This is a genomic window from Curtobacterium sp. 320 (assembly GCF_031455235.1).
In the GTDB taxonomy this organism is placed as follows: Bacteria; Actinomycetota; Actinomycetes; order Actinomycetales; family Microbacteriaceae; genus Curtobacterium.
Genome location: NZ_JAVDSI010000025.1, coordinates 1 through 24,489, shown reverse-complemented (window position 1 = coordinate 24,489; position 24,489 = coordinate 1). Strand labels below are relative to the sequence as shown.

The window sequence follows — 24,489 nt, the reverse complement described above, 5'->3', positions numbered from 1 at the left end:
CACCCCCACCCGGCCCCCCCTCCGCGGGGGGGGGGGGGCGCCGGGGGGGGGCCCCCCCCCCCGCGGGGCCCCCCCCCCCCCGGGGGGGGGGGGGGGGGGCCCCGGGGCCCCCCCGCCTCCAGTCCGTCATCGGCTCACGTGACGTCGCGTCAGGTCGCTTCGGCGTCGAACGGTGCGGCCTCGCCGACGGCGAGCGGCACCACGGGTGCCGTCGCGCGCACCTTCGACGCGGTCACCTGCGCGGTCTGCACCGCAGCGGCGCTGCTGCCGGAGTCGAGCAGCGCATCACGGATGATCCGGCGCGGGTCGTACTGCCGCGGGTCGAGCTTCTGCCAGTCGACCTCGTCGAACTCGGGGCCCATCTCGTCGCGCATCCGGTCCTTCGCGGTGTCGGCGAAGCGACGGACGGCCTTGACGAACTCGGCGAGCTTCTGGGCGTACTGCGGGAGTCGCTGCGGACCGAGCAGGAGGACGCCGATGATCCCGATCACCAGGAACTTCTCGAAGCCGTCGAACACGGTACGAGCGTAACCCGTCCACACCCCGGAGCACCCGTAGAGTTGTCACCCGAACGGAGTGTGCGTGTCAGAGAAAGAGTCGAACTGGAAGTTCGCCGAGGACATCGTCTCGGAGTCCGAGGTGATCGCCCGAGCCAGGGAGCACTCCCTCGAACTCGGGGTCGAGGCGATCTCCCCCGCCATCGGCGCACAGATCGGGGTCGTCGCGGCCGCCTCGCGCGCCACGAGCATGATCGAGATCGGCACCGGCCTGGGGGTGTCCGGGCTGTACCTGCTCGGCGGGGCACCGTCCGCCACGCTCACCACGATCGACATCGAGGTCGACCACCAGCAGTACGCCCGTGACGCGTACATCGCCGCGGGCACCGCCCCCGCCCGGATCCGACTCATCCCGGGTCGGGCGAACCAGGTGCTGCCGCGCATGAACGAGGCCTCGTACGACATCGTCCTCGTCGACGCCGACCCGGAGCACGTCATCGAGTACGTGGAGCACGGACTGCGGCTCGCTCGGCTCGGCGGGACCGTCCTCGTGCCGCACGCGCTCTGGCGGGGCCGGGTGGCCGACCCGGTGAAGCGGGACCGGGCGACGACCGACTTCCGGCTGCTGCTCACCGAGGTGTCGACGTCGGGTGCGGTCATCAGCGCGCTCTCCCCCGCCGGAGACGGACTGCTGCAGATGACGAAGGTCTCCGCTTAGTCGGTGTCGTCTCGGTCGGAGTCGTCGTGCCCGAGGTGGCGCAGGTAGCGCTCCGGGGACTCGAGGAACGACCGCTGGTGCCGGACGAGGTCGAGGTCGGCCCACTCCGTGCGCCGCAGGCCCCACTCACCGACCTCGTGGATCGTCGCGCCCGGGAAGGCCGCGAGCACCGGTGAGTGCGTCGACATGAGCACCTGCCCGACGCCGCTCTCGACGATCGACTGCAGCAGGCCGATGAGCGCCAGGCAGCCGGAGAACGACAGCGCGGACTCGGGTTCGTCGAGGATCCACAACCCGGGCCACCGCGCACGGTCGATCACGAAGTCGAGGAAGGACTCGCCGTGGCTGCGCTCGTGGAAGACCGGCTCGGGCCGAGACAGGTTCGGGTGTTCCTCGAGGTAGGTGAAGAACCCGTGCATGGTCTCCGCCCGGAGGAAGAACCCACCGCGGGGCGCTCCGAAGTCGCGGCGGACGGCGATGTGTTCGCACAGGTCGGACTCGGAGGCGCGGGTCGAGTGCTGCGATCCGGTGCCACCGCCCTCCGGCCCCATGCCGAACTGCAGCGCGATGGCCTCGACGATGGTGGACTTGCCGACGCCGTTCTCCCCGACGAACACCGTGACGGGGTCGAGGTCGAGCCCCTCGTCGAGGAGCTGCCGGACGGGGGCGAGGGTGGCGGGCCAGACGTCGCGGGGCATCGGGTCGGGGTCGCAGTACTCCTCGACGCGACGGATCGGCAGGTGGGTCCTCGGCACGGAGCCCATCCTGCCGTGCCACGCCGACATCAGCGTCGGGCGGTGCGCACGGAGGGCGGGCGGACGGACGTGCGGACGGACGGACGGAGGGCCCGGAGCGTACGCGCTCCGGGCCCTCCGTTCTGGTGCGTCGACGTACTAGGCCGAGACGACCTCGGCGAGTGCGTCGTGGAGTTCCTTGGCCTCGGCATCGTTGACCGAGACGACCAGGCGGCCTCCACCTTCGAGCGGAACCCGCACGATGATGAGTCGACCCTCCTTAACAGCCTCCATCGGCCCGTCACCGGTCCTCGGCTTCATGGCTGCCATCAGATGTCCCCTTTCGTGCAGTACATGCACCCCCATTATCTCGTATCGATGGGGGAACTGCGAAACCGCCCAGGTTGGGGGCCGTGGATCGCGACGTTCTCGCGGTTCCGAGTGGTCACCTTGGCGTGTGCCGTACATCCGCTCCAAGCGCCGTCAACCGCTCGACCCCGCCGTCGAGGCCGTCCCCGCCGGCGTGCGCGTCGCGGGGGCGTTCTCGTGGCGGATGCTCGTCGTCGTCGCCGCCCTCGCCGTCGTCGTGGCACTCGTGGTCCTGCTGCAGGACATCGTGGTGCCGTTCCTGATCGGCCTCATCGTGTGCGCCCTACTCGCGCCGTTCTCGCTGTTCCTGCAGCGCCACCGCTGGCCGAAGTGGCTCGCGGTGCTGTCGTGCTTCCTCGCCGTCGTGATCGTCATCGGCGTCCTCGCGCTGGTCGTCACGGCACAGATCCGGTACGACCTGCCGTCGCTCGAGCACCGTCTCGACCACAACGTGCAGTCGCTGCAGAGCCTGTTGGCCACCGAGCCGTTCGGCATCACGGCGTCGCAGGTCACGAAGTGGCTGTCCGACGGCACGAAGTTCCTGCAGACCCACGCGTCGTCGATCGCCTCGGGTGCGGCCGAGGCCGGGAGCGGGCTCGTGCACCTGCTCGAGGGCCTCTTCATCGTGGTGTTCACGACGATCTTCGTGCTCGTCGACGGCCCGCGCATCTGGTCGTGGGTGGTGCGGCTCTTCCCCCGCCGGGCGCGCGGTCGCATCGACGTCGCCGGGCACGCCGGCTGGAAGACGCTGACGAGCTTCATCCGCGTCCAGCTCGTCGTCGCGGTGACGGACGCGCTCGGCATCGTGATCGGCGCCCTCGCGCTGCAGGTGCCGCTCGCGATCCCGATCGGCGTCATCGTGTTCTTCGGCGCCTTCGTGCCGGTCGTCGGCGCGATCGTCGCGGGCGTCGTCGCGGTGCTCGTCGCGCTCGTGTTCAACGGCTGGGTGCCCGCGCTGGTCATGCTCGGCATCGTGATCGCCGTGCAGCAGCTCGAGAGCCACGTCCTGCACCCGTTCCTCACCGGGTCGGCCGTGCGCGTGCACCCGCTCGGTGTCGTGCTCGGCGTCACCGCGGGCACGACGATCGCCGGCGTCGTCGGGGCGTTCTTCGCGGTGCCGTTCATCGCGACCGCGAACGCGATGATCCACGCGGCGGCGTCAGCCGACCCCGAGGCGGTGGCGCGGGGAGCCGAGGACCGCGAGGCCGACGTCGATCACGGCGGGGTCCAGTCGTAGCCGTCGATCCACCAGCAGTAGTACATCCACACCCACTGCAGCGCGATGCAGACCACCACGACCGCCACCCGGTACACCCGCGAGCGCGGCAGCGCGACGATCCCGAGCAGCGGGGCGATCGGCAGCAGGATGCGCCAGGTGCTCGACTGCGGGAAGAACACGGCCAGCAGGTACACCAGGTAGGCGACGCCCCAGAGCCGCAGCTCGAGCCCGATCCGCCGCGCGGCCGGCAGGGCCACGAACGCGGCGAACCCGACCACCACGACGGCGAGCAGGATCGCGCCGGCCGGCTGCCCGAACCACCACCCGAAGCCCTGCACCCACGGCGCGAACGGGACGAGCTCCCGCCACCCGATGTACGACGACCGCCACGCCAGTTCGGTGTCCGTGTACGCCCGGGGCACCCCGGTCACCGCCCAGGCGATCGCCGGCCACGCCAGCCCGACGATCCCGGACACGACCGCGACCACCGCGGGTGGGACGAACTGCTGCACGGTGAGCGGCGACGACGCGCGGACCCACGACGGGCGGACGAACCACGCGGCGAGGAACAGCACGATCAGCAGCGCGAAGGCCAGCCCGGTCGGCCGGGTCATCCCGAGCAGCAGGACGACCGGGAGCATCGACCACCAGCGGCGGTCCACCATGAGCAGCAGCGCGACGAGGAGCAGGAACAGGCCCATCGACTCGGCGTACGCGACCTGGAACATCGCCGAGACGGGTGCGACGCAGAACAGCACGGTCGCGAAGGTCGCTCGGGCCGGGTCGAGGAACCGACCCATCAGCCGTCGGAACACGAGCGCCGCTCCCCAGCCGAACAGGAGCGAGACGGACACGGCGACGAACTCGAAGGACGCGCCCGTCAGCGCCATCAGGCCCCGCACCAGGAAGGGGTAGGCGGGCATGAACGCCCAGGCGTTCTCGGTCACGTGTCCCGTGGCGTCGATCGGCAGCGTCGAGGGGTACCCGGACGCGGCGATCACCCGGTACCAGGCGCCGTCCCAGATCGACGAGAACGACAGCAGGCCCGGGTGCTGCACCGTGAACGAGTTCGCCGCCTGCACGCTCGCGAACGCGGCGAGCATCGTGCCCGTGACGATCCGCGCGAGCACGTACACGACCGTGATCCGCAGCCACCACGGCACCACCCGGTAGCGGGCGTGCCACCGGGCGCGGGCGGGGCTCAGCCGGGTGGACCCGGCCGTGGTCAGGCCGTCAGCCACCGACGCAGACCGTGCTCGACCGCGGTGATCTGGTCGACGGGGACCTGCTCGTCGTCGTGGTGGGCGAAGACCGGCTCACCGGGCCCGTAGTTGACCGCGGGGACGCCGAGCGCCGAGAAGCGTGCGACGTCGGTCCACCCGTACTTCGGTCGGGGCGCGGGACCGCCGACGGCGGCGACGAAGTCCTGCGCCAGCGGGGCGTCGAGTCCGGGTCGGGCACCGGCGGCGAGGTCGACGATCTGCACGTCGTAGCCGTCGAAGAGCTCGCGGATGTGGGCGACGGCTTCGTCCGCGCTGCGCGACGGGGCGAAGCGGTAGTTGACGTGCACCATGACCTCGTCGGGGATGACGTTGCCGGCGATGCCGCCCGTGATGCCGACGGCGTTGAGGCCTTCGCGGTAGTCGAGTCCGTCGACCGTGACCGTGCGCGGCTCGTAGGCGGCGAGCGTGGCCAGGATCGGCGCGGCCTTGTGGATCGCGTTGTCGCCGATCCAGCTCCGGGCGCTGTGCGAGCGCTTGCCGGAGGCGCGGACCTCGGCCCGGAGGTTGCCGTTGCACCCACCCTCGATCTGCGCACCGGAGGGCTCGCCGAGGATCGCGAAGTCGCCCGCGAGGAGCTCGGGACTCGTCCGTGCCAGGCGTCCGAGGCCGTTCAGCGCGTCGCTCACCTCTTCGTGGTCGTAGAAGACCCAGGTGACGTCGACGTTCGGCTCGGCGAGGTCGTACGCGAGCTTGAGCTGGACTGCGCAACCGGCCTTCATGTCCACGGTGCCGCGGCCCCAGAGGATCTCGGTGCCGTCCTCGGCCGTCCGGAACTCGGTCGGCAGGTTGCCGTTGAGCGGCACGGTGTCGATGTGCCCCGCGATGACCACGCGGCGGTCACGACCGAGGTTCGTCCGTGCCACGATCGCGTCGCCGTCGCGGATCACCTCGAGGTGGGGCAGCGGCGTCAGGGCGGCCTCGATCGCGTCGGCGAGCGGCCCTTCGTCACCGGACACCGACTCGATGTCGCAGATGGCACGGGTGATGTCGATGGACGAGGCGGTGAGGTCGAGCGGCTCCGGCATGCGGGAAGCCTACCGGCCGACCCTTGCAGCCCGGCGGAGCCGTCCGGACGGACGGGTGGCCCCTCCCCTCGCTGGGTACCCTGGTCCGGTGACCGACACGACCGCTGCCACCGCCCGCCCGACCCACGCCTGGGGCCACGGCCTCGCGACGATCGCCGCCGACGGCACGACGCTCGACACCTGGTACCCGGAGACGTTCGTCGGCGCGCTGCCCGCCGACGCCGTGTTCCCCGCCGACCTGCGCGCACACGTCGGCGACGACCCGCGCCGCGGTGTCACGATCGAGGCGGTCACGACCGAGGTCACGATCGACGCCGCACCCGTGAGCACGCCGGACGCGTACCTCCGCCTGCACCTCCTCAGCCACCTGCACGTGGCGCCGAACGAGGTCAACCTCGACGGTGTCTTCGCGCACCTGCCGATCGTCGCGTGGACGAACGCGGGCCCGGTGCACCCCGACGACCTGACCCGCCTCCGCCCCGGCCTGCAGCGCGCCGGGATCGCCGTGCACGCGATCGACAAGTTCCCCCGGCTGGTCGACTACGTCGTGCCGGACCGCGTGCGCATCGCCGACGCGAACCGGGTCCGGCTCGGCGCCCACCTCGCTCCCGGCACGACGGTGATGCACGAGGGCTTCGTGAACTTCAACGCCGGCACCCTCGGCGACGCGATGATCGAGGGCCGTGTCTCGCAGGGCGTCGTCGTCGGGAACGGCACGGACATCGGCGGCGGCGCCTCCATCATGGGCACGCTGTCCGGCGGCGGCACCCACCGCGTCTCCCTCGGGGAGCGCGCGTTGCTCGGTGCGAACGCCGGTCTCGGCATCTCGCTCGGCGACGACTCGGTGGTCGAGGCCGGGCTGTACGTGACGGCCGGCACGAAGGTCGTCCTCGTCGGCGCGGCCCCGAACCCGGACGGCACCCCGAAGACGGTCAAGGCCGCCGAGCTCTCCGGGACGCCCAACATCCTGTTCCGCCGCAACTCGGTCTCCGGCGCGGTGGAGGCACTGCAGCGCCAGGGGCAGGGCATCCAGCTCAACACCGCGCTGCACGCGTAGGCGGTCCGTCCGTGGGCGGAACGGTCGACGGACCGCACGGCCCGGTGCCGGTCCGCCGGTACGCAGCGCGGCCGGGCACGACGTCGGCCACGACGGTCGTGTGGTTGCACGGGGGTGGGTTCTTCCGCGGCAGCCTCGACCTGCCGGAAGCGCACGTCGTCGCCGGCACCCTCGCCGACCGTGGGCTCGACGTCGTCACGGTCGGGTACCGCCTCGCTCCCCTGCCCGGGTTGCCCGTCGTCGGACGCCGAGGACCCCGGGGGCGACGCCGTCACCCGGTGCCGAACGACGAGGTCCGCGCCGTGCTCGAGGTCGTCCGCGGCGAGACCGACGGTCCGGTCCTCCTCGGCGGGGCGAGTGCCGGCGCGTGCCTCGCAGCAGCCGTGACCCGGACGCTGCCGGACGCCGCACGGCCGGACGGACTCGTCCTCGCGTACGGGTTCTTCCACGCCCGCACCCCGCGCGATGCGGCAGTCCTCCGATCGGTCCGCGGGCACCGGCGGCTCACGCACCACCCGGCACTGCTCGACCGGGCGAACTGGAACCACCTCGGCCGCGCGGGCGACACCGCCACCGCGTTCCCCGGCGGCGAGGACCTCTCCGGCTTCCCCCGCACGCTCATGGTGGACGCCGAGCACGACACGATGCGGGCCTCGGGCGACCGGTTCGCCGACGAGCTGCGCAGCGCCGGGGTGGCGGTCGACCGGCACGTGCTCCCGGCAGCGCGGCACGCCTTCCTCAACCGGCCGGGGTCGCCCGACTCGGACCGGGCGCTCGACCTCGTGACCGCCTGGGCGGCGCGCTCGTCCGGCGCCTGAACGGCGCGGGCGGGCACGCGGCAGAGCCGGCCGTGCGACGGACGGGAGGCGCGGTGCCAGCCCGCACCGTGCCTCCCGTCCGTCGATCCGTACCGTCCACCGCCGCGCCCGCGCGTGGCTGCGCGGCGCGTCAGCGTGCGGGCAGGTCGCGCTCCGGGTGCCCGACGTAGAGCTGCTGCGGGCGCCCGATCTTGTTCAGCGGGTCGTTGTTCAGCTCGCGCCACTGCGCGATCCACCCGGGCAGACGCCCGATGGCGAACAGGACCGTGAACATCCGCGGCGGGAAGCCCATCGCCTTGTAGATGATGCCCGTGTAGAAGTCGACGTTCGGGTAGAGCTTCCGACTGACGAAGTACTCGTCCTCGAGCGCGATGCCCTCGAGCTCCATGGCGATGTCGAGCAGGTCGTCCTGCACGCCCAGCGCCTCGAGCACCTCGTGCGCGGACTCCTTCACGAGCTTCGCCCGCGGGTCGTAGTTCTTGTAGACGCGGTGCCCGAAGCCCATGAGCTTCACGCCGCGCTCCTTGTTCTTCACCCGCTCGACGAAGCGCGTCACCGGCTCGCCCGAGTCCTTGATCTGCTGGAGCATCTCGAGCACGGCCTCGTTCGCGCCGCCGTGCAGCGGACCGTACAGCGCATTGATGCCGGCGGAGATCGAGGCGAACATGTTCGCCTTCGTCGACCCGACCATCCGGACCGTGGCGGTGGAGGCGTTCTGCTCGTGGTCCTCGTGCAGGATCAGGAGCCGCTCTAGCGCCTTCGACAGCACCGGGTTCGGCTGGTAGGTCTCAGCCATCGTGCCGAAGTTCAGGCGCAGGAAGTTGTCGACGAAGGACAGCGAGTTGTCCGGGTAGAGGAACGCCTGCCCGATGGACTTCTTGTGCGCGTACGCGGCGATCACCGGCAGCTTCGCGAGGAGCCGGACGGTCTGGAGCTCGACCTTCTCGGGGTCGTCGACGTCCATGTCGTCCTCGTAGTAGGTCGACAGGGCGCTGACGGCGCTGGAGAGGACGGACATCGGGTGCGCCGAGTGCGGCAGGGCGTCGAACAGACGACGGAGGTCCTCGTGCAGCAGCGTGTGGCGGCGGATCCGGGCGTCGAACGACTCGAGCTCGGCGGGCGTCGGCAGTTCGCCGTAGATGAGGAGCCAGGCGACCTCGAGGAAGGTCAGGTTCGACGCGACCTGGTCGATCGGGTAGCCGCGGTACCGCAGGATGCCCTGGTCGCCGTCGATGTAGGTGATGGCGCTCTTCGTCGACCCGGTGTTCACGAACCCGTAGTCGAGCGTGTTCATCCCGGTCTGCTTCTTGAACGTCGAGATGTCGATGGTGGACGCACCGTCGACGCTCGGCAGGATCGGGAACTCCGCCGTGCCGCCCGGGTACGTCAGCGTCGCGGTCGCCGCGGTCTGCTCGGCGGCGGGACTCACGGGGACGGGCGTAGTGGGCGGTGTGGCCGTCTTCTGAGCGTCATTGGCAGTGTCAGTCACGGTGACAGCCTAATCGCGCCCACTGTCGGTCGTGCACACATCGAGCCTCAGGACTTGGTGGGAACCACGGATTGCGCCGAGCGCGAAAGGGTCAGGCGGATGCCAGGCGCCGCCCGCTCGCCAGTCGCTGCGCGGCTGCGGCGATGCGCTCGTCGGTCGCCGTGAGCGCCACACGCACGTGCTCTGCACCCGCTGCGCCGTAGAAGGTCCCCGGAGCGACGAGGATCCCGCGCTCGGCCAGCCAGGCGACGGTGTCGAGCGCCGGTTCGCCGCGGGTGGCCCAGAGGTACAGGCCCGCCTCGCTGTGGTCGACCCGGAAGCCGGCGCCTTCGAGTGCCCGTCGGAGCATGTTCCGTCGGGCGCGGTACAGCGCCTTCTGCGCCTGCACGTGGGACTCGTCGGCGAGGGCGACGATCATCGCTTCCTGCACCGGGAGTGGCGGCATCATGCCCGTGTGCTTGCGGACCGCGAGCACCTCGGCGAGGACCTGAGCGTCACCGGCGACGAAGGCCGCCCGGTAGCCGGCGAGGTTCGACTGCTTCGAGAGCGAGTAGACGCTGAGCACCCCGTCCACCGAGTCACCAACGACCCGGGGGTCGAGGATCGTCGGGGTCGGTGCGGTGTCGTACGGCGGTTCCCACCCGAGTTCGGCGTAGCACTCGTCGCCGACGATGATGGCGCCGAGCTCCCGCGCCCGCTCGACCGCGGCGCGCAGCTCGTCGATCGACAGGACGCGGCCGTCGGGGTTGCCCGGGGAGTTCAGCCACACGAGCTTCGTGGTGGACGGCCAGGCGGTCGGGTCGTCCGACGCGAGGGCGTCCGCGCCGACCAGGGCCGCACCGAGCTCGTACGTCGGGTACGCCGCGGCCGGGAACACCACGGTGTCGCCGCGGCCGATGCCGAGCCAGAGCGCGAGCCCGGCGATGAATTCCTTCGACCCGATGGTCGGGAGCACCTGGTCCGGCGTGAGGGTCACGCCCTGGCGCCGGCCGTACCAGTCCGCGATCGCCTCGCGCAGGGCCGGGGTGCCGGCGACCTGCGGGTAGGCGTGCGCGTCGGTCGCCTCGGCCAGCGCCGTGCGGACGACGGCGGGCGTCGGGTCGACGGGCGAGCCGACGCTGAGGTCGACGATGCCGCCCTCGACCGCCGCGGCCTGCTGCTTGAACGGGACGAGCTGGTCCCAGGGGAAATCGGGGAGGTCGAGCGCCACGGGTCGGATCCGGTTCAGCCGCGGGGCGGTTCGGCCATGACGACCGGGTGGTCCTTGTGGATCACACCGACCTTCGCGGCACCGCCGGGGGAACCGACCTCTTCGAAGAACTCGACGTTGGCCTTGTAGTAGTCGGCCCACTCGTCCGGGAGGTCGTCCTCGTAGTAGATCGCCTCGACCGGGCACACCGGCTCGCACGCACCGCAGTCGACGCACTCGTCGGGGTGGATGTACAGCGACCGGTCACCCTCGTAGATGCAGTCGACCGGGCATTCGTCGATGCAGGCGCGGTCCTTGACGTCGACACAGGGCTGGGCGATCACGTACGTCACGGTTGGGGTGCTCCCTTCGGACTGAGCAGATCGAGTCTACCCGCGCGACCCGGCCGCATCTGACCGCCCGGCGGACGGACCGTCAGGCCCGGTCGGCCGTCCCCGACCGCGCGGCGGCCGACGCCCGGATGCCGGACAGGTCGGGCCACGCGAGCACGAGCGCCGTGACGGCCGCCGGCCCGAACGTCCACACGTAGCCCGCGGCGTTGGCGAGCACGAGCGGGGAGCTCTGCCCACCCACCGACGACAGCACCTGCGTCGCGGCGATGATCCCGATGCCGACCGCCGCGACCATCGCCCGCGACCGGTACAGCAGCCGGATGCCGACCGTGAGCCCGATCACGATCAGCGAGGTGAGCACGATGCCGACCGGGAACGCCCCGAGGGTCTGCTGGTGCGTGACCGTGCCGAGTCCGCCGGCGACGAGTCCGAGCACGAGGGCGACCACGACTGCGGTGACCTTCCCCTGCCGCGAGAACTCGCCGAACGTCTGCGGCGCCGGCGGGACCCGGTCGGCGTCGTGACGGAACGCCTCGACCGCGGGCACCTGGTGCCGGGCGCCGTGCGGCATGACCCACGACAGCGCGGTCGGGTCACGGGGATCGACCGGGTCGATCGTCACCTGGGACCGGTACTGCTCGACGGCCGCCCGGACCTTCGCCAGCACCGGCACGACGTCGACGGTCAGGTCAGCCTGGCCGGAGTCGGGGTCCACGATCATCGAGAACGGGAGTTCCTCGGCACGGGCGGCGTACCGCGCGGCGTGGTGGACCCGCACGTGGTCGGGGTGGCCGTAGCCGCCGTCGTCGGCGTAGCTCACCACCGCGTCCGCGCCGGTGGACCGGATCGCGGCGCGGATGTCGTCGACGACCTCGCCGAGGTCCGCCGCGGTGAGCGAGTCCGAAGGGGCGTCCCCGGCGGCGACGGCGCGTCCGTCGGGGCCCCACTGCATGCCGGAGTCGGTGTAGCGGCGCTCGGGCAGGTCGGTCGGACGCGCACCCGGCCCGCCGAGCCAGAGGTGCGCCGGCCCGCCGAGTGCGGCGAGGGCGGCGGCGATCTCGGTCTCGCGGTGCGCGGCGACCCGCGGACCGTCGCCGAAGAGCGGCGCGAGCTCCGGCGTCAGCATCTCGCCGCGCTCGCCACGGGTGGCGGTGAGCACGGTCACCTCGGCGCCGAGCTCGAGCAGGGTGGCGATCGTCCCGCCCGACGAGAGCGTCTCGTCGTCGGGGTGGGCGTGCACGAACAGGACGCGCTCGGGGCGCGTTGCGGGGGCCTTCGACATCGGGTCCAAGCGTACCCAGCGGTGGCTAGCGGGGCGTCACGATGTAGGTCGCGGTCACGCCGTCGCTGCCGTCGGAGAAGGTCAGGACCACGCGGTAGCCGTCGCTCCGGAACATCCCGAAGGCGCTGGACGAGTCCGCGCGCTTCGCCGACTCGGTGAACCCGGCGTCGGTGAGCTGCTGCGCGGCGGCCTGGAAGTCGTCGACCGAAGCGGCACGGACCTGTGCCACCCACCCGGATCCGTTCGGGCCGCTCCCGCCGCCGAGCACCGTGCCGTCGACGAGCGGGACGTCCTTCGTCGGGAAGCCGTCGGGGACCTTGCCGTCCGAGGTCACGTTCGCGCCCTTGAGCGCGGTGTCGAGTGCGCCGTCGATGCCGCCGGCGACCGAGGCCATGCCGTCCTGGACGGCCTTGCCGTCGATGCCCTGCACGCCCTCGGCGACGCTCGACGCGACCGACGAGCCGAGGTCGGTGGCCTGCTTCACGGCGTCGGACGAGCAGCCGGCCAGTCCGGCGAGGGCGATGCCGGCTGCGACGGCGGCGATCAGGGTGCGGGTCGGGGTGCGCATGCCCAGCACCCTAGGGGGCGAGACGGGAGGCGCGGCGTGAGTCCCCTGGGAACGTCACGTGCGTGGCGGGGTCGCACCGCGCCTCCTGGCTCGGTCCTGCGGGACCGCCCGCGTCAGGCGACGTAAGCGCGCGTCGCCGCCACGAGGGCGTCGACGCCCACCGGGATCGCCGTCTCGGCCTGCGGCGCGTAGAAGGGCGAGTGGTTGCTCGGGATGTCCTCGCCGCGACGGAACAGCTCCGGGTCGGTGATGCCGGTGAACCAGTACACGAGCGGCGCCCCCGCCGCGGTGGCGAGCTGGCCGACGTCCTCGGACGCCATCGCCAGGCCGATCTCGAGGTCGCGGGCTCCGGGGACCTCGGCGCGGATCGCGTCGAGCACGGTCTGGGCGGCCTCGGCGTCGTTCACGGTGACCTCCGCACCCGGCGACCGCACGATCGTCGGCTCGGGGAGCCCACCGGCCTCGCTCTCGGCGCGGACGATGCGCTCGATCGAGGCGATGATCCGCTCGCGGGTCTCCTCGTTGCGGGCCCGCGTCGAGATCTCGATGACGGCCTGGTCGGGGATGATGTTCGCGCGGGTGCCGGCGTGGAAGCTCCCGACGGTGACGACCCCGGCGTCGCTCGGCGAGACCTCGCGCGAGACCACGGTCTGCAGGCGCACGACGGCCGACGCGGCGGTGACGATCGGGTCGAGCGAGGCCTGCGGGGCGGAACCGTGCGCGCCGCGGCCGTTGAACGTGACCGTCAGCCGGTCGCTCGACGCCATCACGGGGCCGCTGCCGACCGCGACGATGCCGACCGGCGCCGGCGCGGAGTGCTGTCCGAGGACGACGTCGGGCGTCGGGAAGCGCTCGACGAGCCCGTCCTCGACCATGGCGCGGGCACCGGAGATGACCTCTTCCGCCGGCTGGAAGACGCCGACGACCGTGCCGTGCCAGTCGCCCGTGGTTGCGGCGAGGCGCTCGAGGGTCCCGAGCAGCCACGTCACGTGGATGTCGTGGCCGCAGGCGTGCATCGTCGGGACGTCGTTGCCGTCCTCGTCGGTGCCGTGGTGCTCGCTGGCGTAGGGCAGGCCGGTGCGCTCTTGGACCGGCAGCCCGTCCATGTCGGCGCGGAGCCAGACGACGGGCCCCTCGCCGTTCGACAGGACGCCCACGACACCGGTGCCGCCGACGCCCGTGGCGACCTCGATCCCGCCGATCTCCGCGAGCCGGTCGGCGACGATGCCCGCCGTGCGGTGCTCCTGGAAGCCGAGCTCGGGGTGGGCGTGGAGGTCCTGGTACAGCGAGAGGAGGTCGAGAGTCACGCGCACCACGGTACATCCGACGACGGCCCGGCCACCTCGAACGAGGTGACCGGGCCGTCGGAGGCAGGCCGTGCCTCCTGGATGACTGCTTACGCGTCCTGACGCTTCAGGCGGGCGTACGCACGCTGGCGGGCCTGCGCGTCGAGCTCGACCTTGCGGATGCGCACGGCGTCGGGGGTGACCTCGACGCACTCGTCCTCACGCGCGAACTCGAGGCACTCCTCGAGCGACAGCTGGCGCGACGGCGTCATCGACTCGAAGGTGTCAGCGTTCGCCGAACGCATGTTCGTGAGCTTCTTCTCCTTCGTGATGTTGACGTCCATGTCGTCGGCGCGCGAGTTCTCGCCGATGACCATGCCCTCGTAGACCTCTTCGGTGGGGTTGACGAAGAACGTCATCCGCTCCTGGAGGTTCGTGATGGCGAACGGCGTGACGACACCCGAGCGGTCGGACACGATCGAGCCGTTGATGCGGGTCTGGATCGGGCCGGCCCACTCGTCGTAACCGTGCGAGATCGCGTTGGCGATGCCGGTGCCGCGGGTCTCGGTGAGGAACGACGTGCGGAAGCCGATCAGGCCGCGCGACGGGACGATGAACTCCATGCGCACCCAGCCGGTGCCGTGGTTCGTCATGTTCTCCATGCGGCCCTTGCGAGCGGCCATGAGCTGCGTGATCGCGCCGAGGTACTCCTCCGGCGTGTCGATCGTCATGTGCTCGTAGGGCTCCTGGAGCTTGCCGTTCTCGTCACGCTTGGTGACGACCTGCGGCTTGCCGACCGTGAGCTCGAAGCCCTCACGACGCATCTGCTCGACGAGGATGGCCAGCGCGAGCTCGCCGCGGCCCTGGACCTCCCACGCGTCGGGGCGACCGATGTCGAGGACCTTGAGCGAGACGTTGCCGATGAGCTCGCGGTCGAGGCGCTCCTTGACCATGCGGGCGGTGAGCTTGTGGCCCTTGACCTTGCCGACGAGCGGGCTGGTGTTCGTGCCGATCGTCATCGAGATCGCCGGGTCGTCGACCGTGATGGTCGGCAGCGGACGGACGTCCTCGGGGTCGGTCAGGGTCTCACCGATGGTGATCGTGTCGAAGCCGGCGACGGCGACGATGTCACCGGGGCCCGCCGACTCGGCCGGGTAGCGCTCGAGCGCCTTGGTGACGAGCAGCTCGGTGATGCGGGCGTTGACGACGCTGCCGTCGTGCTTGACCCACGCGACCGTCTGGCCCTTCTTCATGGTGCCGTGGAAGATGCGCAGGAGCGCGAGGCGACCGAGGAACGGCGACGCGTCGAGGTTCGTGACGTGCGCCTGCAGCGGGTGCTCGTCGTCGTACTTCGGGGCGGGGACGTGCTGGAGGATCGCCTCGAAGAGGGGCTCGAGGTCGTCGTTGTCCGGCAGTGAGCCGTCGGCCGGCTTGTTGCGGCTGGCGGCACCCGCACGACCCGAGGCGTAGACCACGGGGACGTCGAGGATCGCGTCGAGGTCGAGGTCGTCGACCTCGTCCGACAGGTCGGAGGCGAGCCCGAGCAGGAGGTCCTGCGATTCGGACACGACCTCGTCGATGCGGGAGTCCGGGCGGTCCGTCTTGTTGACGAGCAGGATCACCGGGAGCTTCGCGGCGAGCGCCTTGCGGAGCACGAAGCGGGTCTGGGGCAGCGGACCCTCTGACGCGTCGACGAGGAGCACGACGCCGTCGACCATGGAGAGGCCGCGCTCGACCTCACCACCGAAGTCGGCGTGACCCGGGGTGTCGATGACGTTGATCGTGATGGGGCCGTCCGCGCCGAACTCGGTCGCGTGCTTGCCGTTGTAGAGCACCGACGTGTTCTTCGCGAGGATCGTGATGCCCTTCTCGCGCTCGAGGTCGTTCGAGTCCATCATGCGGTCTTCGCCCTCGAAGTGGGCGTCGAACGAGTTGGTCTGCGTGAGCATCGCGTCGACGAGGGTGGTCTTGCCGTGGTCGACGTGTGCCACGATGGCGACGTTGCGCAGGTCGGACCGGGTGGCGAGCGCCATACAGGACATCCTTTGGTGTTCGGAAGAAGATCGGGCGGCCGACTGTGGCGCTCGCGCCGCGGTGGCACTGCCCGGAGGTGGGCAGAACGCCCGACACGCCAGTCTACCGGTAGTTCGCAACCGAGAGGAGTACCCCCGATGAGCCGTCGGCGAACGTGGATCGAGATCACGATCGTGCTGATGCTCTCGCTCGGCGGCAGCGCGCTGTACTCGGTGCTGCAGATCATCGACGACCTGTCGCAGACGACGCCGCTCGGGCAGCAGTCCACGGCGCTCAACACCTCGACCACGACCGTGCAGTACGTCGACCTCGCCCGGCAGCTCGTGGGCATCGCGGTCGACCTCGCGCCGGTCGCGCTCGTCTGCTTCCTGCTCTGGAGCACCACCCGCCCGCACCTCGGTCGTCTCGGCATCGACCGGTTCCGCGTGCGGCCCGACCTCGGCGGCGCGGCGCTCATCGCCCTCGGCATCGGGATCCCCGGGCTCGCGCTGTACTTCACCGGGCGGGCACTCGGGTTCACCGTGAACGTGAACCCGGCGGCGCTCGACTCGTACTGGTGGACGATCCCCGTGCTGCTGCTCTCGGCGATCCGCTCCGGGCTGCAGGAGGAGGTGATCGTCGTCGGGTACCTCTACGAACGGCTGGGCGGCCTCAGGTGGGGGCGCTGGCAGGTCATCCTGTCCACCGCGGTCCTGCGCGGGAGCTACCACCTCTACCAGGGGTTCGGCGCGTTCGTCGGGAACGCCGTGATGGGCATCGTGTTCGGCTGGATCTACACGAGGTGGGGCCGGCTCCTCCCCCTCGTCATCACGCACTGCCTGCTCGACGCCGCGGTGTTCGTCGGGTACCCGTGGGTCGCGCACGCGTTCCCGCAGCTCTTCCGCTGACGCTGGTCGCCGCGGCACGGCCGGCGACCTGCCCCGGGGCGCCCGCCGCCCCGGCCGCGCGGCATCCCCCGTTCGGGCGTCGGCGATGCGGCGGACCCGTCCGACCCCGGCCCGGCGGACCCACAGCGAACCCACAGCGCGGCGCCGCACCGGACCCTGGTCCCGCACCTACCGTGGCCGCATGAGCATCCCCGAGGTCGGCGATCCCGCACCCGGATTCACCCTGCCCGGCATGATCGTGCGCGACGGCACCCGCACCGACGACGAGTACGCCCTGTCGGCCGAGATCGGCCGGACGCTCGTGCTCGCCTTCTACCCGGGCGACGCCACCCCGGTCTGCACGGCACAGCTCTGCAGCTACCAAGAGGAGCTCGACGACTTCGGCGACCTCGGCGCCGTGGTGTGGGGCGTCAGCCCGCAGGCGCTCGACTCGCACGAGGCGTTCGCCCGCGGGTCCTCGCTCACCTTCCCCCTGCTGAGCGACACCGCCGGGGACGTCATCCGCGCGTACGGCGTGCAGGCGCCGGGGATCGGGCTCCGACGGTCCGTGTTCGTGATCGGGCCGGACGGCGTGGTCCGCTGGCGGCACGTGGGGCTCGTCGGGCTCCGGTTCCCCAAGGCGGACGCGATCCGGGCGCAGATCGAGCTCCTCGTGGCGTGACACGGCGTGTCGGTCCCCCGAAAATGCGACGGTCTGGGGTATTGACACCCGAACGGGGGCCGAGGACGATTGACGCCACGAGAGGTCCACACAGGATCTGCCTCCCCGGGGAATCGGGTCGTCCGGAGATACGCGCTGGTGTGTCACACCCGCTCCCCGGGCGTTCCCGGGGAGGCATCTCGTAACCTCTTCGGCGTGACCACGATCCTCGCCCCCGGCATGCGTCTGCTCGCCGTCGTCCTGTGGGTCGCGGCCGCCGCGCTCGTCCCCCTCGCCCTCCTGAGCGGCGGCACCGCCTGGCTCGCCCCGGTCCCGAGCATCTGCATCGCCTTCATCGCGTGGGCGGTCCTCTGGCGCCCGCGCTTCGAGCTCACCGACGAGCACCTCCGCATCGTCGACGTCCGCCGCACCAGCACCTACACCTGGCGCCGCGTCACCGAGGTCCGCATTAAGTACGGCATCGAGATCGTCACGAGCGAGGGCGTCCGCCGCACGTGGCTCGCCACCCGCAGGTCGGCCCGGCTCGCCGCCGTGGTCGACGGTCGTCCAGGAGGCGCGGATCGCCTCGACGTCGACGCTGCGGCCGAGCGCATACGGGCGTTCGTGCCCGAGCCGCCCGCGCAGGACGGCCCGCCTCCGGCGACCGTGACGGCTGCGCCGATCACGCACCGTGTGCACGGGTGGACGATCCTCGCGATCGTGGTCCTCGCGTTCGTCGCGACCCTGGCGGCCGCGCAGCTCTGACCGCCGCGATCCCTGCGACGAAGAACGACATCCCCGACGTCGTGCGACGTCGGGGATGTCGTTTCCAGGTGGAGTGCTGCGGACTACTTCTTGTAGCCCACGTCCTGCCACTTCACCGAGGACTGCTGGAACTGCGCCGGACCGTAGTTCACGAGGTCCTTGCGCACACCCCAGGCGTAGGGCTCCGGGAACAGCGGGATCGTGCCCGCGACCTTCACGATCTTCTTGTCGATCGCGTCCGCGTCCTCGATGCGCTTGTCGGCGTCGAGTTCGGCGTTCGCCTTGTCCCAGGCGGCACCGAGCGAGTCGTCGGTCACGCCCGTGTAGTTCTGCCCCGCGTCGGCCGGGTAGTAGATCGACTTCAGCGACGACACCGGGAACGGCGTGCCCTGCCAGGCGAAGTACGTGGCGTCGAAGTCACGGCCGTCGGTGGTGACGTACTTCGTGAAGAAGTCGTCGGTCGGGACGGTGTCGATGGTCACCTTGAAGCCGGCGAGCTTCGTCTGCTGCTGCACGAGCTGCGCGACGTTCGCCGAGTTCTGGTTGTCCGACGGGATGACGAAGCGGACGTCGAGCGTCTTGCCGCCCTTGGTCGCGTAGCCGTCCGAGCCGATCGTGTAGCCGGCGTCCTCGAGCTTCTTCTTCGCCTTGTCGGTGCTGTAGCCGTAGACCGAGGAGACGTTGTCCTGGTAGCCCTTCTGGCCGGGCAGGTAGACGAGGTTGTTGAGGACCTGCACCGGGCTCTTCACCGGCGAGAGGATCGCCTGCGCGACCACCTGACGGTTGATCGCCTGGGCGAACGCCTGGCGGACCTCCTGGTCCTTGAAGACGTCCGACGTGCCGTTCAGGGTGATCTGACGCTGGGTCGTGCCGAGCGAGCGCTCGATCTTCGAGTCCGAGCGGCTGTTCGCGGTCTTGAAGTTGTCCGCGCTGCCGTTCAGGTTGAAGGCGTCGAACTCCTTGTTCGCGTAGGCCTGCGCGACACCGTCGCGGGACACGGTCTTGAAGACGATCGTGTCGAGCTTCGGCGCGTCACCCCACCACTTCGAGTTCTTCTCGAAGGTCACGACGCCGCCGTTGGCGTCGAAGGTCTTGAGGATGTACGGGCCGGCGGAGACGTACGTCTTGCCGTCCGCGGCGAACGGACCCTTCGCCCACGAGTTGTTGAAGTGGTCGGGGGTGTCCACGGCCCAGTAGGGGTAGATCGCGGTGAAGACGCTCGGCCAGTCGGCGTTCGTCTTCGAGAACGTCACGATGACGTCGCGCTCGTCCGAACCCTGCGTGACGGAGTCGACGTCTTCCCAGACGTTGGTGGCGAGCGGGGCGAAGGCCTTGTTCGTGCCGTTCAGCGCCTTCCAGTTCGCCTCGACGTCCTTCTCGGTGATCGGGGTGCCGTCGGACCAGACCGCCTTGGGGTTGATCTTGATCTCGACGGTCTGGGGCGAGTCCTTCGTCAGCTCGATCGAGTCGACGTAGTCCTTGTTCGCCTCCCACTCGCCGTTGGCCTTGAACTGGATGAACCCGGGCAGGTAGGTGCCCGCGATCGTGTTGTCGTCGACCGTCCCGGAGTCGAGGTTCGACAGCTGCCAGTTCGCCGGTGCGGAGTCGATCGGCAGGGTGAGCGAGCCGCCGTCCTTGATCGTGTCGCGGTGGGCGACCGTCCAACCCGTCGACTTCAGCGACGACGTGGCGACGGCCGAGCTGCTCTGTCCGGCGGATCCGCCGCCGGAGCAGCCCGCGAGCACGAGTGCCGCGGCGGCTGCTGTGGCGAGCACGGCCGTCGTCTTGATCCTCATTCGCATGGCGAGGATTCCCTTTCGTTGTGGTTCGCGCCGGAGCGCCGGGACGCGACGGCCCCCGCCGCCACGCCTGTTGGTTGAGAACCCTAGTCACATCCGAAGGTCGCACAAGGGCTGCTGTACCGAATCGAAACATGCTCGTAACGAATGTTGCATAGCGTCAACAGGGATCACCCACCCCGGCTCGGAAGCGGCTAGCCTGTCGCCACCGAACAACGCCGTCCGGACGGACGGCCGCACCCCACTGAGGTCCCAGTACATGCTTGCTTTCCTCGCGAAGCGGATCGTCAACTACGTGATCCTGACGATCGTCGCGACGACGCTCGGCTACATCCTCGCCAGCGCGACGCTCAACCCGACGTCCCGGTACCTCGGCAAGAACCCGCCGGTCCCGCAGAGTTCGATCGACGCCGCGCTCCAGAAGCTCGGCGCCGACCCGAACACCCCGCTCCTGGTCCGCACGTGGAACTGGTGGGTGAACCTGGTCACGCACGGCTCGCTCGGCATCAGCGCCCGCGGCACCGAGGTGACGGCCGACATCGTCGCCCGCTCCGGCACGAGCCTGCGGCTCCTGGTGATCGGCACCCTGCTCGGTGCGATCCTCGGCGTCCTGCTCGGTGTCTGGAACGCCGTCAAGCAGTACAAGACGTCCGACCAGGTGTCGACCTACCTGTCGTTCGCGGTGCTCGCGACGCCCCCCTTTGTCATCGCGGTGGTGCTGATGATCCTCGCGACGACCCTCAACGGGGCGGTCGGGACGCAGCTGATCTCGTTCACCGGTGAGTACACCCCGGGGGTGACCGGGTTCTTCCCGGTGCTCGGCGACCGGCTGGTGCACCTGCTCTTACCGACGATCTCGCTGACGGTCGGCGCCGTCGCCTCGTACTCGCGCTACCAGCGCTCCGCGATGCTCGACGTGCTGTCAAACGACTTCATCCGAACGGCGCGCTCGAAGGGCCGGACGCGTGGATCGGCCATCATGCGGCACGGTGTCCGTGTCGCCCTCATCCCGATGTCGACGTTCTTCGCGTACTCGTTCGGCCTCATCCTGACCGGTGCGAGCATCACCGAACTGGTCTTCAGCTGGCACGGCATGGGCGAGTACTTCGTCCAGAGCATCAGCAACAACGACATCAACGCGGCAGCGGGCACGATCCTCTTCACGGCGATCCTCGTGCTCATCGCAGGCACCCTCGCGGACCTGCTCTACGCCGCGCTCGACCCGCGAGTGAGGGTGTGACCCGTGTCTGTTCTCGACCCCACGACCACGACCACCGCCGGCGACCCCGGTGACGGCAACGCCGGGCAGCCGGCGCACGTCGTCGAGGTGAAGGGTGGCCGCACCCCGCTCTGGCGCAAGGTGCTCGGCACCTGGCGTGCCCGCATCGGTGGCGGTGCACTCCTCCTCATCCTGCTCTGGGCCTTCGTCGGTCCGTACCTGTACCACTGGAACGCCGTCGACTCCGACGGGCTCGCCTTCGGCATGCCGCCGAGCGCCTCGCACTGGTTCGGCACGAACGACATCGGCCAGGACATCTACGCGCAGACCCTGGTGGGCCTGCAGAAGTCCCTGCTCATCGGGCTCATCGCCGGTCCCGCCGCGACCCTCATCGCGGGCATCGTCGGTGCGATCGCCGGGTACTTCGGCGGGTTCGTCGACCGGGCGCTCGTGTGGGGCATCGACCTGCTCCTGGTCATCCCGTCGTTCTACGCGCTCGTGCTCCTCAGCCCGCTGTTCAAGAACCTCAGCTGGCTCGCGCTCATCGTCGGCCTGGCGATCTTCGGGTGGATGATCATGGCCCGCGTGATCCGCGGACAGACGATGTCCCTCCGGGAGCGCGACTACGTCAAGGCCGCACGGTTCATGGGCGTCCCGTCGTTCACGATCATCCGGCGGCACATCCTGCCGAACGTGGCCTCGCTGCTCATCATCGACGCCACGCTCGGCGTCGGCGCGATGATCCTCTCCGAGAGCGCCCTGAGCTTCTTCGGCTTCGGCATCCAGGTGCCGGACGTGTCGCTCGGCACCCTGCTCGCCGCCGGCAGCCAGTCCGCGGTCACCCGGCCGTGGCTGTTCGTCCTGCCGGCTGCGACGCTCGTCGCCACGGTCCTCTCCACCAGCCTGCTCGGCGACGCCCTGCGCGACGCCATCGACCCCACCTCGGGAGCCAACCGTGACTGAGCCGCTGCTCACCGTCTCCGACCTCGCCGTCACGTTCAACCCGGGCTCCAAGCCCGTGTACGCCGTGCGCGGCGTGGACTACTCCGTCAACCAGGGCGAGTTCCTCGGCATCGTCGGCGAGTCCGGATCGGGCAAGTCGGTGTCCTCGATGGCCGTGATGGGTCTGCTGCCGTCGTCGGCCAAGGTCGAGGGCAGCATCCGGTTCGACGGCCGCGAGCTGCTCGGCCTGAACGACCGCGAGATGTCGAAGCTCCGTGGCGGCGACATCGCGATGGTCTTCCAGGACCCGCTCTCCGCCCTGACGCCCGTGTACACGATCGGCCAGCAGATCGTCGAGGGGCTGCGGCTGCACGACCGGAACCTCACCGCGCACGCCGCCCGGGCCCGTGCCGAGGAACTCCTCCGCGTCGTCGGCATCCCGAACCCCTCGCGGCGGCTCGACGCCTTCCCGCACGAGTTCTCCGGCGGCATGCGGCAGCGCGCCATGATCGCGATCGCCATCGCCAACGACCCGAAGCTGATCATCGCCGACGAGCCGACCACGGCGCTCGACGTGACGATCCAGGCACAGATCCTCGACGTCCTGCAGACCGCCAAGGACATGACCGGTGCCGCCGTCGTCCTCATCACGCACGACCTCGGCGTCGTCGCGGGCAACGCGGACCGGGTCGCCGTGATGTACGCCGGCCGGATCGTCGAGACGGCACCGGTCGAACCCCTCTTCCGCGAGCCGGTCATGCCGTACACGATCGGTCTGCTCCGCTCGATGCCGAACATGGCCTCGGCACGCTCGGAGCGCCTCGTCCCGCTCGACGGCCGCCCGCCGCTGCTCACCCAGAAGCCGACCGGCTGCCCGTTCGCCGATCGCTGCCCCGCGGTCCTCGACGCCTGCCGTGAGGGCGAGCCGGCCCTGATCGCCCCGTCGGTGGCACCGAGCGACGACAACCCGGTCCTGACCGGTGCGACGCCGACCATCACGAACGGCGCCTTCGACGATGAGCACACCGCGGCATGCATCCGCCGCGACGAGATCGCCGCCGGCACGCTCGCCCGCTCCGAGATCTTCCCGCGCCCCGAGGACGTCCCCGAGTCCGAGATCGACCACGGCGACGACGTGGTCCTGCAGCTCGACGACGTCGTGAAGACCTTCCCGCTGACGAAGGGCGCCCTGTTCCGCCGGCGCATCGGCGAGGTGCACGCGGTCGACGGGATCTCGCTCACGCTGAAGCGCGGACAGGTCCTCGGGCTCGTCGGCGAGTCCGGCTGCGGCAAGACCACGACGATCATGGAGATCCTCGAGCTCGCCGGCGCGCAGCAGGGCACCATCAGGGTCAACGGCGTCGACACCGGCACGCTGTCGAAGTCCGACCGCCGTGCGCTCCGGAGCGACATCCAGGTCGTCTTCCAGGACCCGATGGCCTCCATCGACCCCCGACTCGACATCGGCTCCGTCATCGGCGAGCCGCTCACGGTGCAGGGCGTGCCGAAGGACGAGATCCGCCGACGCGTGCGGGACTCGCTCGAGCTCGTCGGTCTCGAGCCGAGCTACATCGACCGGTACCCCCACGAGTTCTCCGGCGGCCAGCGGCAGCGCATCGGCATCGCCCGGGCGCTCATCGTCGAACCGAAGATCCTCGTGCTCGACGAGCCGGTGTCGGCGCTGGACGTGTCCGTGCAGGCCGGTGTCATCAACCTGCTCGAGGACCTCAAGCACCGCCTGGGCCTGTCCTACCTGTTCGTCGCGCACGACCTCTCGGTCGTCCGGCACATCGCCGACGACGTCGCGGTCATGTACCTCGGCCGGATCGTCGAGTACGGCGACGGCGACCGCGTGTTCGACGACCCGCAGCACCCCTACACCAGGGCCCTGCTGTCCGCGGTCCCGGTGCCGGACCCGTTCGCCGAGGCCGCCCGCGGACGCATCCTGCTCGACGGCGACCTCCCCTCCCCCACGGAACGGATCGACGGGTGCCGGTTCCGCACCCGCTGCCCGCTGTACCAGCTCCTCGACGAGGACCGGCAGCAGCAGTGCCGTTCGGTGGACCCGCGCCTGCAGGACGTGCACGGACGCGGCGTGGCCTGCATCCAGACCGACCAGAACCACCTGCTCACCGAGCGGGTGTCGGCGACGGTGTGACCGACTGACGTTCCGTGTGAGGGACGGGAGGCGGGGGGGCCGCGGGGCCCCCCCCCCCCCCCCCGGCGGGGGGGGGGGCCCCCACCCCCCGCGGGCCCCCCCAGAGGGCGCCAACCGCGAGTGCCGGCCCCGCCGCCCGGCCCGCCCCCCCCCCGGCG

Annotated in this window: 23 protein-coding genes; 10 read left to right on the top strand and 13 right to left on the bottom strand. The window is 70.8% G+C overall.

The window, feature by feature from the left end; translation table 11 throughout:
- Positions 1-149: 149 nt before the first annotated feature.
- Positions 150-518, bottom strand: a complete 369-nt coding sequence (locus tag J2X60_RS18665) for a twin-arginine translocase TatA/TatE family subunit (protein WP_070416695.1) — start codon at positions 516-518, stop codon at positions 150-152.
- Positions 519-582: 64 nt separating this feature from the next.
- Between J2X60_RS18665 and J2X60_RS18660 the strand changes: the two genes are divergently transcribed.
- The gene (locus tag J2X60_RS18660) at positions 583-1,215 is read left to right on the top strand and encodes an O-methyltransferase (protein WP_070416696.1); all 633 of its coding nucleotides are present in this window, start codon (positions 583-585) and stop codon (positions 1,213-1,215) included.
- Here J2X60_RS18660 and J2X60_RS18655 read toward each other — a convergent pair.
- Together J2X60_RS18655 and J2X60_RS18650 are read right to left on the bottom strand one after the other, a co-directional pair.
- Positions 1,212-1,970, bottom strand: coding sequence for an AAA family ATPase (locus J2X60_RS18655; RefSeq protein ID WP_092384902.1), 759 nt, complete (start codon positions 1,968-1,970; stop codon positions 1,212-1,214). The genes J2X60_RS18660 and J2X60_RS18655 overlap by 4 nt on opposite strands.
- A 138-nt stretch (positions 1,971-2,108) precedes the next feature.
- Positions 2,109-2,279 carry a DUF3117 domain-containing protein gene (locus J2X60_RS18650; RefSeq protein WP_017887054.1) on the bottom strand — a complete coding sequence of 57 codons (171 nt, stop codon included), beginning with the start codon at positions 2,277-2,279 and terminating at the stop codon, positions 2,109-2,111.
- Between the two features lie 127 nt (positions 2,280-2,406).
- Between J2X60_RS18650 and J2X60_RS18645 the strand changes: the two genes are divergently transcribed.
- Positions 2,407-3,555 carry an AI-2E family transporter gene (locus J2X60_RS18645; protein ID WP_309778910.1) on the top strand — a complete coding sequence of 383 codons (1,149 nt, stop codon included), beginning with the start codon at positions 2,407-2,409 and terminating at the stop codon, positions 3,553-3,555.
- Here J2X60_RS18645 and J2X60_RS18640 read toward each other — a convergent pair.
- Both J2X60_RS18640 and dapE read right to left on the bottom strand, forming a co-directional pair.
- Positions 3,534-4,778: a hypothetical protein gene (locus tag J2X60_RS18640; RefSeq protein WP_309889649.1), complete on the bottom strand. Its 1,245-nt coding sequence runs from the start codon at positions 4,776-4,778 to the stop codon at positions 3,534-3,536. The two genes, J2X60_RS18645 and J2X60_RS18640, sit on opposite strands and share 22 nt — an antisense overlap.
- Positions 4,763-5,845 (bottom strand): succinyl-diaminopimelate desuccinylase, encoded by a 1,083-nt coding sequence (gene dapE, locus J2X60_RS18635; protein ID WP_309889647.1) that lies wholly within the window; start codon positions 5,843-5,845, stop codon positions 4,763-4,765. The genes J2X60_RS18640 and dapE overlap by 16 nt, the downstream gene beginning before the upstream one ends.
- Positions 5,846-5,933: 88 nt before the next feature.
- Here dapE and dapD point away from each other — a divergent pair, with 88 nt between their 5' ends.
- Positions 5,934-6,902 (top strand): 2,3,4,5-tetrahydropyridine-2,6-dicarboxylate N-succinyltransferase, encoded by a 969-nt coding sequence (dapD, locus tag J2X60_RS18630; RefSeq protein WP_309778908.1) that lies wholly within the window; start codon positions 5,934-5,936, stop codon positions 6,900-6,902.
- A gap of 11 nt (positions 6,903-6,913) precedes the next feature.
- A complete protein-coding gene (locus J2X60_RS18625; protein ID WP_309889645.1) occupies positions 6,914-7,720 on the top strand; it encodes an alpha/beta hydrolase in 807 nt (268 codons plus the stop codon).
- A 130-nt stretch (positions 7,721-7,850) separates the two neighbouring features.
- Here J2X60_RS18625 and J2X60_RS18620 read toward each other — a convergent pair whose 3' ends face one another.
- The 7 genes from J2X60_RS18620 to typA all read right to left on the bottom strand — a co-directional run bounded on the left by J2X60_RS18620 (position 7,851) and on the right by typA (position 15,920).
- Entirely contained in the window at positions 7,851-9,149 is a 1,299-nt protein-coding gene (locus J2X60_RS18620) for a citrate synthase (RefSeq protein ID WP_083403225.1), read from the bottom strand.
- A gap of 151 nt (positions 9,150-9,300) precedes the next feature.
- Positions 9,301-10,419, bottom strand: a complete 1,119-nt coding sequence (gene dapC / locus J2X60_RS18615) for a succinyldiaminopimelate transaminase (protein ID WP_309889642.1) — start codon at positions 10,417-10,419, stop codon at positions 9,301-9,303.
- Positions 10,420-10,433: 14 nt separating this feature from the next.
- A complete protein-coding gene (fdxA, locus tag J2X60_RS18610; protein ID WP_058728223.1) occupies positions 10,434-10,751 on the bottom strand; it encodes a ferredoxin in 318 nt (105 codons plus the stop codon).
- Positions 10,752-10,833: 82 nt separating this feature from the next.
- The gene (locus J2X60_RS18605; RefSeq protein WP_309889640.1) at positions 10,834-12,033 is read right to left on the bottom strand and encodes a PIG-L family deacetylase; all 1,200 of its coding nucleotides are present in this window, start codon (positions 12,031-12,033) and stop codon (positions 10,834-10,836) included.
- Positions 12,034-12,058: 25 nt separating this feature from the next.
- Positions 12,059-12,601: a hypothetical protein gene (locus tag J2X60_RS18600; RefSeq protein WP_261646318.1), complete on the bottom strand. Its 543-nt coding sequence runs from the start codon at positions 12,599-12,601 to the stop codon at positions 12,059-12,061.
- 113 nt (positions 12,602-12,714) lie between these two features.
- Entirely contained in the window at positions 12,715-13,908 is a 1,194-nt protein-coding gene (locus tag J2X60_RS18595) for an amidohydrolase (RefSeq protein ID WP_309889638.1), read from the bottom strand.
- Between the two features lie 89 nt (positions 13,909-13,997).
- Complete coding sequence (gene typA, locus J2X60_RS18590) at positions 13,998-15,920, bottom strand: translational GTPase TypA (protein ID WP_070416707.1); 1,923 nt, start codon at positions 15,918-15,920, stop codon at positions 13,998-14,000.
- Positions 15,921-16,058: 138 nt separating this feature from the next.
- Here typA and J2X60_RS18585 point away from each other — a divergent pair, with 138 nt between their 5' ends.
- From J2X60_RS18585 to J2X60_RS18575, 3 genes are all read left to right on the top strand, one after another.
- On the top strand, positions 16,059-16,808 hold the full coding sequence (locus J2X60_RS18585; RefSeq protein ID WP_309889635.1) for a CPBP family intramembrane glutamic endopeptidase: 750 nt from the start codon (positions 16,059-16,061) through the stop codon (positions 16,806-16,808).
- Positions 16,809-16,989: 181 nt separating this feature from the next.
- Positions 16,990-17,469: a peroxiredoxin gene (locus J2X60_RS18580; protein WP_070416709.1), complete on the top strand. Its 480-nt coding sequence runs from the start codon at positions 16,990-16,992 to the stop codon at positions 17,467-17,469.
- A 195-nt stretch (positions 17,470-17,664) separates the two neighbouring features.
- Positions 17,665-18,213 carry a hypothetical protein gene (locus J2X60_RS18575; RefSeq protein WP_309889633.1) on the top strand — a complete coding sequence of 183 codons (549 nt, stop codon included), beginning with the start codon at positions 17,665-17,667 and terminating at the stop codon, positions 18,211-18,213.
- 83 nt (positions 18,214-18,296) lie between these two features.
- Here J2X60_RS18575 and J2X60_RS18570 read toward each other — a convergent pair whose 3' ends face one another.
- Positions 18,297-20,009, bottom strand: a complete 1,713-nt coding sequence (locus J2X60_RS18570) for an ABC transporter family substrate-binding protein (RefSeq protein WP_309889631.1) — start codon at positions 20,007-20,009, stop codon at positions 18,297-18,299.
- A 262-nt stretch (positions 20,010-20,271) separates the two neighbouring features.
- On the opposite strand from J2X60_RS18570, the gene J2X60_RS18565 reads away from it, so the two are divergent.
- Genes J2X60_RS18565 through J2X60_RS18555 form a run of 3 tightly spaced genes read left to right on the top strand, consistent with a single transcriptional unit; the run spans position 20,272 to position 24,331 of the window.
- A complete protein-coding gene (locus tag J2X60_RS18565) occupies positions 20,272-21,252 on the top strand; it encodes an ABC transporter permease (RefSeq protein ID WP_070416712.1) in 981 nt (326 codons plus the stop codon).
- Between the two features lie 3 nt (positions 21,253-21,255).
- The gene (locus J2X60_RS18560) at positions 21,256-22,194 is read left to right on the top strand and encodes an ABC transporter permease (RefSeq protein ID WP_083295025.1); all 939 of its coding nucleotides are present in this window, start codon (positions 21,256-21,258) and stop codon (positions 22,192-22,194) included.
- Positions 22,187-24,331, top strand: coding sequence for a dipeptide ABC transporter ATP-binding protein (locus J2X60_RS18555; RefSeq protein WP_309889629.1), 2,145 nt, complete (start codon positions 22,187-22,189; stop codon positions 24,329-24,331). Before J2X60_RS18560 ends, J2X60_RS18555 begins: the two co-directional genes overlap by 8 nt.
- Positions 24,332-24,489 lie beyond the last annotated feature (158 nt).

Bases quoted from the DNA above. Each gene is read 5' to 3' on its own strand.
- dapE (WP_309889647.1), bottom strand. From the start codon at position 5,845: ATGCCGGAGCCGCTCGACCTCACCGCCTCGTCCATCGACATCACCCGT.
- J2X60_RS18650 (WP_017887054.1), bottom strand. From the start codon at position 2,279: ATGGCAGCCATGAAGCCGAGGACCGGTGACGGGCCGATGGAGGCTGTT.
- J2X60_RS18605 (WP_309889640.1), bottom strand. From the start codon at position 12,033: ATGTCGAAGGCCCCCGCAACGCGCCCCGAGCGCGTCCTGTTCGTGCAC.
- J2X60_RS18565 (WP_070416712.1), top strand. From the start codon at position 20,272: ATGCTTGCTTTCCTCGCGAAGCGGATCGTCAACTACGTGATCCTGACG.
- J2X60_RS18600 (WP_261646318.1), bottom strand. From the start codon at position 12,601: ATGCGCACCCCGACCCGCACCCTGATCGCCGCCGTCGCAGCCGGCATC.
- J2X60_RS18585 (WP_309889635.1), top strand. From the start codon at position 16,059: ATGAGCCGTCGGCGAACGTGGATCGAGATCACGATCGTGCTGATGCTC.
- J2X60_RS18580 (WP_070416709.1), top strand. From the start codon at position 16,990: ATGAGCATCCCCGAGGTCGGCGATCCCGCACCCGGATTCACCCTGCCC.
- typA (WP_070416707.1), bottom strand. From the start codon at position 15,920: ATGGCGCTCGCCACCCGGTCCGACCTGCGCAACGTCGCCATCGTGGCA.
- J2X60_RS18570 (WP_309889631.1), bottom strand. From the start codon at position 20,009: ATGAGGATCAAGACGACGGCCGTGCTCGCCACAGCAGCCGCCGCGGCA.